Annotated in this window: 13 protein-coding genes; all 13 read right to left on the minus strand. The window is 36.7% G+C overall.

Going from position 1 to position 13,484, the window contains the following annotated elements; all coding sequences use genetic code 11:
- Positions 1-157 precede the first annotated feature (157 nt).
- Positions 158-2,521 carry a multicopper oxidase domain-containing protein gene (locus BM383_RS18595; protein ID WP_093026651.1) on the minus strand — a complete coding sequence of 788 codons (2,364 nt, stop codon included), beginning with the start codon at positions 2,519-2,521 and terminating at the stop codon, positions 158-160.
- A 90-nt stretch (positions 2,522-2,611) separates the two neighbouring features.
- The gene (locus tag BM383_RS18600; protein ID WP_143106477.1) at positions 2,612-3,025 is read right to left on the minus strand and encodes an HYC_CC_PP family protein; all 414 of its coding nucleotides are present in this window, start codon (positions 3,023-3,025) and stop codon (positions 2,612-2,614) included.
- A 443-nt stretch (positions 3,026-3,468) separates the two neighbouring features.
- Positions 3,469-4,521, minus strand: coding sequence for a DUF932 domain-containing protein (locus BM383_RS18605; protein ID WP_093026653.1), 1,053 nt, complete (start codon positions 4,519-4,521; stop codon positions 3,469-3,471).
- A gap of 34 nt (positions 4,522-4,555) precedes the next feature.
- Positions 4,556-4,933: a single-stranded DNA-binding protein gene (locus BM383_RS18610; protein WP_093026654.1), complete on the minus strand. Its 378-nt coding sequence runs from the start codon at positions 4,931-4,933 to the stop codon at positions 4,556-4,558.
- 587 nt (positions 4,934-5,520) lie between these two features.
- The gene (locus BM383_RS18615; protein ID WP_093026655.1) at positions 5,521-6,483 is read right to left on the minus strand and encodes a Fic family protein; all 963 of its coding nucleotides are present in this window, start codon (positions 6,481-6,483) and stop codon (positions 5,521-5,523) included.
- Positions 6,484-6,534: 51 nt separating this feature from the next.
- On the minus strand, positions 6,535-7,710 hold the full coding sequence (locus BM383_RS18620) for a type I restriction enzyme HsdR N-terminal domain-containing protein (RefSeq protein ID WP_093026656.1): 1,176 nt from the start codon (positions 7,708-7,710) through the stop codon (positions 6,535-6,537).
- Between the two features lie 6 nt (positions 7,711-7,716).
- Positions 7,717-8,553, minus strand: coding sequence for a hypothetical protein (locus tag BM383_RS18625; protein ID WP_093026657.1), 837 nt, complete (start codon positions 8,551-8,553; stop codon positions 7,717-7,719).
- A 100-nt stretch (positions 8,554-8,653) separates the two neighbouring features.
- Positions 8,654-9,148, minus strand: coding sequence for a hypothetical protein (locus BM383_RS18630; protein ID WP_093026658.1), 495 nt, complete (start codon positions 9,146-9,148; stop codon positions 8,654-8,656).
- Positions 9,149-9,151: 3 nt separating this feature from the next.
- Positions 9,152-9,985 carry a tetratricopeptide repeat protein gene (locus BM383_RS18635; RefSeq protein WP_093026659.1) on the minus strand — a complete coding sequence of 278 codons (834 nt, stop codon included), beginning with the start codon at positions 9,983-9,985 and terminating at the stop codon, positions 9,152-9,154.
- Positions 9,986-10,032: 47 nt separating this feature from the next.
- Positions 10,033-10,824: a DUF2971 domain-containing protein gene (locus BM383_RS18640; RefSeq protein WP_093026660.1), complete on the minus strand. Its 792-nt coding sequence runs from the start codon at positions 10,822-10,824 to the stop codon at positions 10,033-10,035.
- Between the two features lie 88 nt (positions 10,825-10,912).
- Positions 10,913-11,713: a DUF4138 domain-containing protein gene (locus BM383_RS18645; RefSeq protein ID WP_177229169.1), complete on the minus strand. Its 801-nt coding sequence runs from the start codon at positions 11,711-11,713 to the stop codon at positions 10,913-10,915.
- Positions 11,714-11,755: 42 nt separating this feature from the next.
- Positions 11,756-12,676, minus strand: coding sequence for a conjugative transposon protein TraM (gene traM / locus BM383_RS18650; RefSeq protein ID WP_093026662.1), 921 nt, complete (start codon positions 12,674-12,676; stop codon positions 11,756-11,758).
- Entirely contained in the window at positions 12,673-13,314 is a 642-nt protein-coding gene (locus BM383_RS18655) for a conjugal transfer protein TraK (protein ID WP_093026663.1), read from the minus strand. Before BM383_RS18655 ends, traM begins: the two co-directional genes overlap by 4 nt.
- Between the last annotated feature and the right edge of the window lie 170 nt (positions 13,315-13,484).

A 13,484-nucleotide genomic window follows, 5' to 3' on the forward strand; every position in this document is an offset into this window, starting at 1 on the left:
AAGTCATTCACTTTCTTTTCTTTTGCTTTTACTTCCTGAGGTGTATCAATACTTACGGATTGTTTTTCCTCTCCAAATTTACAGGCGGTTACCAATGCCAGTAACGCCATCATACTTACATAGTTTTTTAATTTCATCTTCTTTAATTTTTTAGTTATTAAAATCGGGTGACTAATCCACCTCCAAATCCAAAGCGGTTATCATAACTTCCCATAATAGAAAAGTTTCTGGCAAAAATATATTCCAACCCTACCTGCCATGTGGTTTCTGAGGCATAGTTAGCATCCCCTTCCAACGGGTCTACCCAACCAAAGTCCATCTGGTACTCATATTCCCCAAACAATGCTATGCGAGGAAAGATCATCGTTTCGGTGTCTAAACTGATGGCAGGTCGTAACTTGCTATTCATACTCAATTCTGAATTAATTAAAAGCGGCAATAAGTAGCGTATACCTCCAACAGCAGTGGTAGAAAGCTCTTCTAAACTATCTTCCATCTCATTTTCTACTGATACGCCTCCAAATACTCTGAAGTAGTCATTTAGATAACGTTCATAGCTCACGTCTGCTTCTAGATTGTTATGATAACCATAGGCGGCACTAACATTGAACTGATTACGAATGTTGGTACTGGTCATTGAAAATTCACTCATATGGCTTGCTGCGGTTACAGTTCCCCAAGTATAGATGTGATCGGCTTCATTGGTTAATCCGGTAATAGGATACCCTTTCATTCTGCTATCTCTGGGAGTGTTGTAACTAAACACACGTGCCATCCCACTGTTTAAATGATAAAGAATATGGCAGTGGAAAAACCAATCACCCACTTCATTAGCATCAAACTCAATAACCACTTTTTGCATGGGAGCCACGTCTACGGTATGCTTTAAAGGAGAATATGCTCCATTCTTATTCAGTACTCTAAAAAAGTGACCATGCAAGTGCATAGGGTGATGCATCATGGTAAGGTTATTTAAAGTTATGCGAACTACCTCCCCTTTTTCTATTTTTATTTTATCGGTCTCCGATAAGGGTACGCCATTGATGCTCCACACATACCGATTCATATTTCCGGTAAGATTGAACAAGAGTTCTTTCACAGGCTTAGTACTATCAAATTCAGTTTTCTTTGGAGCTTTTAAAAAGTTATAGTTAAACTGTGCATTACCAGCAGTTTTCATATTGCTACCCACTACTTTTTCAGCTGGTATCTTGTAGCCCATTTCCATACTGTGCTGGCTGTTCATACTATTGTTCTTCATAGAATCACTGGCCATCTGCATGGGTTTTTGATCAGAGGATTTCTTGTCTTTTTTCATAGCCATTTGCCCATCCATGTTCTTTTGCATAGTGTCCATAGTCATGTTAGGCATTTTCATTTGGTACTTCTTCATCACTTTAATGGAATCCTGATGATGTGGTCTGAATTTTGAAGCTGGCGCTCCCATTTTCATATCCATTTGCATCATCTTTTTCATCTTGCCAATCAAATCGGGTTTGGATACTACTGGGGCTTCTTGCAATGGTCCTTCTCCCAGTGTTGCGGTAGCAAAACCAGAGCCATCTTGTGCCATGGCACGTACTTGTAGTTTTCCATTCGTTGGAATGGTCACTACAAAGTCATAGGTTTCTGCCACCCCAATAAGCGTTTTATTGTGGGCTACGGGTACCACGTTCTGCCCATCAGACGCAATGAGCATAGGGTCATTAGCACCTCCAAAAGTTAGCCAGTAATACGATGCTGCTGAGGCATTGACAAATCGAACGCGTACTTTTTCTCCAGGTTGAAAACTTGGGTATTCCTGTTGATTTTTACCGTTGATCAAAAAGGTATCATAAAAATTATCACTAATAGCAAAGTCGGGCATGCGCTGCCACATCATTTTTAATTTGGCACCCACGGCTCCTTTTTTGATGATCTTATCCCAACTTTGCACTTGTTTCTTTTTGATCAAATACCATTCATTACCTCTTTTTAAATTCTTAAGTTGAGAGGCAGGGTTTTCATCCATCCAATCCGACAGTACCAATACCAGATCTTTATCATAGGCTACCGGTTTCTCTTTGGGGTTTATCTGTATAGATCCGTATACCCCGCGTTGCTCTTGCAGTCCTGTATGGGAATGATACCAGTAGGTTCCGGCTTGTTTCAATTCAAATTGATAGGTAAATGTTTCACCGGGCGCTATGGGCGGTGTGGTTAAATAAGGTACACCATCATAGAAATTGGGCAATATCAATCCGTGCCAGTGTACCGAAGTTTCATGATCTAAATTATTGGTAACGTGAATCACGGCAAACTCCCCTTCTGTAAATTCTAGATTTGGACCGGGAATACCTCCATTAATGGTAATGGCATCAATATCCTTTCCCGTAAAGTTTACAGTTTGATGATCTATGGTTAAATGATATTCGTGCTCCGGAAGGTTATGAATATTTTCTTCGGAAAGATTGGCCGTTTGTGACCATGACAGTGAACTACTACAAATACATATAACAGTAATATATAATTTTTTAAACATTGTTTATCTAATAAAATGATTAATAATTTAGAATTCTCAAACGGCTAACTAAAGGACATAGGAATCTCTTCAGTTATAGGGTTATAAATCCTAAATCAAAAATGTTTCATTTAATAGATAAATAGCTGTAGCCCTATCCCTATTGGGAGGACCTGCACTCCCCTGCTTATCGGGTGTAGCAGTTTGTGTAACGTGTATAGCTACTGCATCTGATGGTAAAACAGGTAAATCAAATACCATTACATGCGTTGAGAAGCCGTGTGCGGTATCTTGCAGTTCCTGTTGTCCTTGAATAATATGATGCTTGTCATGACAACAATGTGATGCCTGATGAAATTGCTGTTGCGTAGTCGAAGTTAAAAACTGTTCACAACACATTTGATGCGGCAATTCATGCAAAGAAATACCTACCAATGTATTGGAACAATAATGTTGATGTACCGAAAAGGACATTGTAGAGCTTACGGTAACACATGCCAACAGCATTACCATAATTTTTTTCAATAATTTATATGTACTTTTTTGAAGCATTGCTCTATTCTGTCCAATTATCAATTACATGTTTGTGAAAGTAGTCAACTCAACCCCTTTAATTTATTAAACGAATTATAAAAGATTACTAAAATTTCACTAAAAAAATAACACAAAACACATTGAATCAATTTATTACATATTTTAAATACGATCTAAAGAATGCTTTCAAAGGGTTGTATTACCTTAGGTATAAATGATACAAATGCATATCTTATCAAAAAAAAGTATTCCGCTTTACGGCAAAAACATACGTCGAAAACAAATGGACGTATGTTTTTGCCGGCGCTATAATATTCTATTGTTTGCACCAGATACTTGTGTACTTCAAAGAATACTAGAATTAATAAGCAACCCTCCTTAAAAGGTATTTAAAAAGGCTACCACCTTATTTAAAAAGCAGTAGCCTATAATGATTAATTAAGGTGTAATACATCCGCTCCATCCTTGGCAAAAGCGGCGCAGAGGTCAAAAGCCTTTTGAGATTTGAGTTGGGCGGTACCGCCTAGTACAATACTCTGTAACTTGGCTTCATGGGTTTTGTACTTACGTACATTTTGGTAGTAGCCGGTTACTGCATTATATGCCCCATATAAAGTACCCTTGGTGGTAGCTAATTGTTGGGTATCGCTCATCATGGCATAAGAAAAAGCGTCGTTTACCGTATTTTTAAAAAGTGTGGAAGTATCGGACTCCGCTCCTTTTTTGAGTAACTCCAAGGTTTCTTTGTTCGGACACAGTGCCAACTGAATGAGCTTTCTTACCTCGGAATCGGTTACTTTGACGGTTGCCCACTGATTAAAAATACCTTCTAATTGGGTACTTAAGGTATTGGCCAGTCCCATGACTTTATGCGTATTGATTAAATGTTGCTTGGCTCCTGAAGTATGTTTGATACGTACCACATTGCTCATATTGCGAAGTGATGCATTTAAGGTGTTTTGACACACGATACGAATGGGCGTAAAAGCCGCAGTAATACTCCCGCTTCCATCATGCGAAGTGGTTAAAAACAGGTATTTTTCGCTGACATCATCTCCGTTACCAACTCGTATATAATCAGGGAGTTTGGCGGTAATAAAGATGCGTTCTCCCTTCCCTAAAGCCCCTGCAGTTTCATAGCGTATCCCTGTATCACCACCGACAATGGCATCAAAAAAGGCAAAGGCTTCTTTGTTTTGTATGATTTGGTAGTTTTTGCCTACCACACCCAGTACTTGGTCGGTATCGGTGCGTACGGTAGCAAAATATTCGGGAACTTCAAGTTCTTTAGCGTTCTCAGAACTTTCCAATCCTTTGGTATAGAGCGGGGATTTTACTACGTCATAGTCCAATCCTGCGTGGGTAATCGCCTCGGCACTGGTTGGGTACTGATCAATAATTTGACCTAATCCATGCCATGCTTTTTCCTGAACGCTAAAAAACGAATAACGTCCGGTATGCTCGTTAAAATTAATTTCATGCCCCATAATTCAATGATTTAAAATGTGTGAATTGATTTGTTTAGAAAGGCAAATCGTCCTCAGTCTCTTTCACTTGCTTCGTATTTAAAGTATTTCCGTCTTTTGCTTTATTTCCTCCTCCATGGAGTTTAATACGGAAGGTATGGAAATTCAGCCCTGCATAGGCTTTTCCGTCACTTCCTGTCCAAGCTCTAGCGCTTACCCTTCCCGTGAGTTCCACCAAAGTTCCTTTGGTCAGTATGGCAGCTACCTTAGGACTAATCCAGTATGAGCAATCAAAAAAAGTAGTCTGCTCGATGCGCTCTCCTTGTTTGTTTCGATAACGATCATTAACAGCAACCGAAAAGTTCACTACCTGTTTGTCTTTTGGGGTGGTATGCACCTGTGCATCTCGTGTCAATCTTCCTGTAATGTTCATGATTTCAAATTTTTAAAAGTTCTACAATCCGTTAAAAAAGTCAGTGTAATTATTCGGTAATGAGAGGAGGTGCTGAAGTTTTGTTTCTTGCTGATTCCAATACCGATATGTGTTACTTTCACTACTGACATTTTTTTTATTCGTTTAAAGAGCCGGAGTATGCTTTGTTTCGTTTCACGAGCAGATAAGGTACGTGTGAAGGCATGGCAAGGTTTTGCATAACAAATACGACCTGCAGAGGTGGAGATTTGTGGGCAAACTCGGAAGAGCCCGACCTTGCTGAAGCCTATAACACGGAAATACCTTTGCGCTTGAAACGAGATAAAACCGCATACAGGCGCTTGGATAAAAAATGATGGAAGTTTTGAAAAGGTGTATTTGGTAAAGGTACTAGTTCAAGACCTAACACAATCGTACACCTTTCCGAAATACAAGACCAGGTGTTCTCTAATCCTTGTTAGATGAAATCATACCATACAAACTAGTATGATCCACTAGTGTAACACCCCATAAAAAAAGCGTACAGCTGCTCACTGTACGCTCTTGTATCTAATACCTTTGTAACTATTGAAGGCCTAATACTAAAACTAACCTTTTATGAATTGATACTTTGTTAATCTCTTATCTCCAGATTTAAGTAAGACTCCACTAATCACTGCATTTTTCAAATCCCTACTTGCCGTAGCTAAAGAAATATCCTTATTGTAACGCAGGTAATCTTGGCGAGAAAACTCAGCATCTCCAATATAATCTTTAAATAAGCTCATCCGATCTTCATTAGTAGTTGTGAAATTTTGAGTAGCTAACAAATCATTCAAAGCTTGCTGAATAATTTCTAACATGAATTCTATAAAGCTCGTAGACGATCCTTCATTATCGGATTTACCCAATACATGATAATACTCCTGTTGTCTTTCTTTCACCAAAGACTCAATAGGTAAAAACTCAAAGACTTTTGAATACTCTTTTAAAATCATAGTTTGCCATAGTCTCCCCATGCGTCCATTACCATCAGTAAACGGATGAATAAATTCAAACTCATAATGAAAAACACAGCTTTTGATGAGTAATAAATCTGTATCAGTTTTTAAGTACTCAAATAAGTCACTCATTAACCCTCTCACCATATTCCCGGGAGGTGCTATGTGCGCAATAGCTTCTCCTTTCATAATACCTACTGCTCCTTTACGAAGTTCGCCAGGATGATCTACCAAACCATTCATCAGTATCTTATGAGCTTCACACATAGAAGTGAGGTCATATACTTTTAAAGTATCTATTTGAGCATATACTTCTATGGCATTTTTAACCTCAACAATATCCTTTTGAGGTGCCAACACACGTTTATTATTCAATAAATCTGTGATTTGCTCAATGGTAAGTGTATTTCCTTCAATCTCCAAAGAAGATTGAATAGTCTTTATCCTGTTTCGCTTACGAAGTTCTGTAGGTGGCTTGATTAACCGAGCAGCTTTCACTTCACCTATTTGCTCTGAAATAGCAGCTACTAACCTTAGAATTTTGCTTGTTATAGTATAAGGTGGTTTCATTTGATACTATCATTTGATAGTATCAAAGATACTGATATCATAATAAAAACCTCATGATATATAGTTATTTCTGAATTCATCTCTAATCATAGCATCATCTATGAAGTTAGAAAATAATTGAAGTACCTCATTTTGTTCCCAAGTAAAAGGTTTTGAATTATCAAGGGTACCTAAATAAATTTGATTATTTTTTATCAAATGAGGCATTCTTAATTGGATATAATCGAGTACTAACTCATTTTTTACTCTTCCTTTCTTACCTGCTGTTAACGTACCATCATGCCAAAATGAATACTTGTGCCCCGTTACCTTTACAAACCTGTCGATCGCATATTCTAATGATAGATGACTTTTCTCTAAATTATCAATAGCCAGATTGATAAGTGTAAACCCATTACTATTCTTCCATTTCGGATGATTTCTGGTGGACATTTTTCCCATAATTGAAATACTCACCAATTCAGTTTCTCCATTTGAATTTTCAATCATAAAATATCGATAATCCCCTGTAAAACTTCCTCCTCCAGCATTTCCAAAAGTAGTGTAGCGTAAACCTCCATCACTAATAAATAATTTTTCAGCTAATTTCAAATCCTTTGCTGTTTCACTATCATCATATAACAAATTATACATGTTCATTACCAAAGACACCCACTTAGCATCTGAATCATCCCCTATGGCTCCTTCACTTTTTAAAAAATCTAAGTTGCTGTGTATATCTCCCAAATGGTTTTGTTTATCCCAATGATCAGATGCTTGTTCTATGTATGTCAATGGTAAGCCACTTATTAAATCTTTATATACTGGTATTGATTGTACTTCACGATACCGCTCTTCACTATGATCCCATGTATAGATAAGCGTTTCACATCCATTAGTCATGACCATTACTAAAGGTTCTAAAAAAGTATCATAATACATAATTTGTTCAAATACCTTTTCAGTTATTTCCACAGATGGCGCTTTACATTCAACAATTAAAAGCGGTATTTTTTGATGATGCTCTTCATCATATCCTGAAACAATGATATCAACCCGTCCTTGTTTTCCTTTCTGATAGTACGATAAAGGGACTTCTACATCGATCAATTCTAAAGGTACTTTATATTCATTCTTTAATTTCAGCACAAATTCTTGCCTAATTAATTCTTCCGGAGTTATTTGAATCAATTTTTTTCGTGTATGACACAGCACGCACTCCTTGCCATTTTTAATATATTTTTTCATGAATACTTAGGAATCAGCTTTCTTCTGTTTAAAATTTTCAAACTGATCAAACTCAGCAGCCCTTGTTACAAATGCATTCCACTCTGATGTTGTTACCCTTGGAGCTACCATCGTATAGGCATCTACCAAGCTCCAAGATTCAGGTTGAATCTTATTTAAAACAGCATTGGTAATCATAAGAGGAGCCTTCCCTTTACCTTCAATAAGTATGTAATCATATTTATCTACTATACAATTTGTTTTATTGGTTAACAATTTCATGACTAATGGATGTGCGTCATATTGCACCTCTAGTACATTTCCATATTCATAATCCGGCAATTGGTATTGAACTTTTAAGATCACTTCTTCTATCTTCTCAGCCAATACGAATAGCTGATTCTCATAAGGCACTAACCTTTTATACATACTCTTACCAAAGTATGTTTTACGAATCGGTCCATAAATAGTCACTTCTTCGTTCGTTTGCGATAGCCGTAGTAATGTATGTGCATCAATGCTACAAATCTCCCGAATAATTTCCTCTGTAAATATGGGTAGCGCAACGTACTCTTCTGCTTCATTGACAATAGTCCCATCCACCATTTGCAACAAAATTTCTACCAAAATATTGGTTAGCAACAAATCTGTAGGATTTGATAATGTAGTATTTTTAATTTCAATTTTCTCATGTCCGAATGAAATATCCACTCCTCTGGTAGATTTTTGATCTATCCAAAAATAATAAGTATCATGTTGTCTATAACAATAGTGAATATTGTCTGTTGAAGATTGGATTACCAATTGCAAAAATTGGTCTATATTCACCATATCATTAGTCCTTAACTGATGCAGTATACTCATTTTTGTTTTCCTATTACCTATTAAGAAATAAAAACTATTGTTAGTTCATCAAATTTACGAATCATATTTGCACGCTTCTTACGGTAATCCATAAAATAGCTTATGATATATTTTTCATGTTTGTAAAAAGAACATCATTATTCGAAACCATTACTTTAACTTGAAATTCATCCGTTACTAAATACGTTGGCTTATTTTGATGAATCGTTGTTTTAGCTATGTACTTTTTCCCCTCTAAAATCTTCTTTTCAAATTCATATATAGCCATGAAATATCCTGTGTATTTTTTATCAAACAGCAAGCTATTTGATGTAATTATTAGAATGAAATAATCATACAACTCTGGATCACCAACATCCTGATTTGTTTTTTGAGAGCTATTATTAATTTTAATTTGATACTTCTTTTGGTTTAGAGTTCCGTCATATCCAGGTTCTCGTTGACTCTTACATAACTCAAGTCCATATATTTCTTGAATGATGTATTCCGCGATATCTGCTGTATACTTTGAACTTCGAATAACGTTTTGTTCCATTAAAACTTTTGTAGATGCAAAAAAGTTCTTTAGTGATTCCCTTATTAAATCGTCCATCATTAATTATGATAATGCGTTTTCCTTAAAATAAGCAATAAGTTCCTTTTTAGCATAAAATACTTTGTTTCTTTTCCAATATTCATAAGCCTGTTGAACAGATCCTATAGGAATTCCTGCGTCAAAAAAAGGTTCCCCCGGTAATCTATAAACCGGTGGTTTTTGATGCTGTTCTTTAATAACTTCTGCTACAAAATGTTTATTTATTTTAATGGCTTCAAGCAATTTAGCGTTAGCCTTTTCATAATTTCCAGCAAGAACTTCCAGGGCTACTGATGTAAATGCAAATTCTATAGAATAATCTTTCGAGTACTTGTTAATCAACTCTCTAGCCTCTTTCAGTTTTTTATGAGCTAGATAAACTTCTAATAAAAGATATCTAATCCCCTGATGATCCTCTTGATTATAACTAAGGTTTTCTAAATAAACACTTTTAGCTTTTTCATAATCCTTATGATACTGACATTCCAAGCCATATTGTTGACAGGCTCTTAAAAAGCCTCGATTTTCTAAAACGCCCCAATGAATTTTATGTTTTCCTATTATAAAGGTTTCGGGAAGTATTGATTTACCAAGAGAATAACTTTTCTCTGCTGTTAACCAACTCTCAAAAGTTTTATTTTGATTTCTAAATGCTATACTTAAATGATTATAAGCATCTAAAAAATAAGGATGCTTCGCTATTAATTTTTTAAATATATTTTCTGCTCTTGAATCTTCATAATCTAATAATTCTACCCCACTCCAATAAGCATTATAGACGGTTGCATTATCTATAGAGGCGGGATATACAAACTCCCATTCATTTTCTCCATAAAATCTAAGCTCTGGTTTCTTCATTTCTTTTAACTTACTAATTCATATTTAATATAGCTTACATAAATTCATCATATAGTACCATATATCAATCTACATTTAAAATCAGAAATTTTAACGGGATACAACGTTTGGTAAACCGTTATTCCTGGATATTTTTTCTTAACTATTTCCATAATTTGTTGTATAAACGCTGGTTCTGCTTGATCTCCAATGATAATACTTTGTAAAGCTTTACTCTTAAAACGCTCTCTTCCTATAGTTGGTTTTAACAGCCTAAGTTCCTTTTCATAACTCCACTCCTCAGTCTTCTTATAAAACAAATCAACAATATGGTTTGGTTCTGAAATCGGGTTATATGTTCTCTCTAAAATTTTAGGAACATACTGTACAGGAAGTAGATTATCAAAAAAAACAATATCCTTATTTATATCAAATTGTAAGCATATTCCCTTATGATTTGATGCATAGATTTTCCAAAGTTCTTCATTCATAGGATACATAGTAAAACACGCTATCCCAAAACTATCAACAAATGGAGCTACTTTAGTCTTGGCAAACTCATTTAAAATTATTGGACTCATATTCTCTTCGAAATACTTTTTAGTGCTTTTATCCAAAATTCCATCTGAAACCATCTTATATAGCAATTGAAGCTCTTCTGGATCGTTAGAAAGTTTTACAAACTCAGGATTTGAATCCAATGGATCATTCAGTGAACTTCTATCAGAAAACCATATATATCCATTTTCTAATTCACTTAAGGTATTTTGATTAGGTGGTCTAAAACGAAATACAAAAGGCCTACCCATTTCTATTGGAAATTTTTCTCTCATTTTTTCCATTTCATATACGGAATCCATAAATATTTAATTTATATAAAAATAAATATAATATTTATGGATTTCAGCTATTTTGTCTTTTTATCAAAACCACACTTAATAATAAAAATTACAATCTCAAATGTAAACTCCGATTCCCCATCAACTCACCAACCTCTACCTTCAACTCCTCATGCGCCCCCACCACCGTTTTAGGCAACACCAACACCCAACGACTTTCACCACCAGCAACTATCGTTTCAGGCTCCAAATACCGATAGGAAACTGGCAACTCCAACTCTTGATAGGAAGATTTCTTCCCTTTGCGTCCTCGACTCACAAATACACTAACATCACCGACCTTAAAGTCTATATCCGATTTATTCTTTAAGGAAACCACCAAATACATTTGGTCTCCAACGTACTTCCACTCTTCCAAGCGCAATCGTAGTTTCTTTCTTCGCTTGGTCTTTACCTTCCGATGACGATATTGCAACAAATGTTCACACGCTTTGTCATACTTTTTCAACTCAGACTTACTCACCTCATTTTCAAAAGTCTGTACCTTCACATCCGGCTGTCTTTCCTTGCCAATATGCTGCGGTTCCAACACTTTATAATAGGTTTGTTTCAATTGCGCTTTGTAGGCTAACGTATAGCTGTAAATCATTCCTGAAGTCGTAATCACAAACAGATTACTCTCCACTCCTTCCGTTCCTTGTACCAATCCCATATACTGCCCGGACTCTTTGTTATAGGTAAACACAAAATGCGCATCCCCCACCACTGCTTGTCGTATCGGTTCCGGAAATACCAACATCACTACCTGATGTGCATTGACAAATAAGGTATCTATTTTCTCGGTAGCCTGTACCTGTATCGCACTTCCCATGCCTATCATTCCTAAGAGTATTTTTATATAATTTTTCATCATCATTTTCATTTTAGTTCAATTCAATTCATTTTTTAACTTTTATAACTCCGGTTTTAAGATCAGCTCGTACCCATTACTCACCGTTACCTTCACCTTTCGGTTGTTTTTCTGTACTAATTGTTGCAAAAAACTGGTACGCACCGGCATGGTCGGGATATTAATATCTCCAATAGTTTGGGTAACTGCTTCTTTGGTCGCTTCTGCCCGAAACGAATTGACCGTATAAATTCCTTCACTCCCATCCTGCTTGTCATAAGCCTTTAAGCTTACCTCTAGGGTTCCAATATGGGTAATATGCAACAAAGTTCGATTGGGCTGAAAAGACACAAATCCATACAACCGTGTATACCGCTCAAACATCTCCCCACGTACCCTAGCCGGTTTCATCAGTTCCATTTCCAAACGATACTTGCTCTGTACAGTTTGGGTTCCTCGTACTTTCACATACAACAAAGCATCGGTATCCGCTATCAAATCCATATCCTCCAACTCCACTCCCACAAAGAGCAGCTCTTGTTGTTTGGCTAACTCTTTGAGAAGCTTGTCATGATCTTTCTTTTCATATTCGTCCCCATTACCTTCACGCGCTTCTTTGAGCCACGTGATTTGAGGTACTTCTTCCTTATCTGCATGCCCTGTATGCACAACAGAATCACTACCATCAGCAACACCTTTCCTAGCAAGCTCTAAAGAATCTATGGTAATTTCCATGGTATCAAGTTGTTTCTCATCATACACACTAGGCGGTGTAAACTCCCGCTCGGGTTTCAACGCATCTACGGCTTCCTTTTTATTAGCAAACTCAGGCTCAGATGCTTCCAATTCCGGTACATCGGTCCTTACCAGGCCACCTTCTTCTGTATCCTCCATGCCAAACTTCCAATAGGCATATCCGGCGATAAATAATACCACCGAACCTATCAGGCCTATAAACACTAGTTTTTGTTTTGTCATTTTCATCTTTCATCTTCATTTAAATTCGAAACTTCTTCTTCCGTTAACTTGCGTAACGATTGTTCATAAAACTCCGTGAGCAACAGTCCATGGGGATTCTCCGGAAAACTCCGATCTACCCCAATCAGTTTTCCGGTGGTCACCAGTTCATAGGTATCGGTCACCGTACCTCGTTTGATTTCAAATAGCACTACGGTTCGAAAACCAAAAGGAACACTTTCACCATAAATTTCAGAACGTACCGACAGTACTCGTTGCACTAAGGAATACTGTAACAACCGATTGTACACCCCTTCCGAACGTTTTTGCTGATACACTTCGGATACAGTCTGATCTCCCAACCACAAAGCTTTTTCAATACGCTTCTCATAATTTCCCGCTTCCAGTCCATAAAACAAGTGATGAAACTGCTCCAATTGCGCCAAGGCTTCCACCTTGCTGTACTTCCTAAGTTCTTCCAATCGCAGTGGAATCACTGCGCCTTCTGGACTCAGTACAAAAACCTCCTTTTTGGATTGCTGTACACTATATACCACAAAACCAACACTCCCCAATACCGTTACAAAACTTCCAATAACTAGGATTAGTACAATCCAACGATGCTTTTGCAATACGTCATAAATCGTAGGATATGGATTTTTCATTAGCACTCCATTTTAAATTCATTATACATTAGCATTTCTCAAACTTATAAACACCTAATCTCCCCTTATCCTCCGGTAAACAATCGTAGTGTAAAACTGTGCGCTTTGCGATACAGTTTGAATTTTAGCAGTACAATAAAACCTATGGAAGCAAATTCGATCACCGGAGC

Source organism: Pustulibacterium marinum (assembly GCF_900116665.1).
Taxonomy (GTDB): domain Bacteria; phylum Bacteroidota; class Bacteroidia; order Flavobacteriales; family Flavobacteriaceae; genus Pustulibacterium; species Pustulibacterium marinum.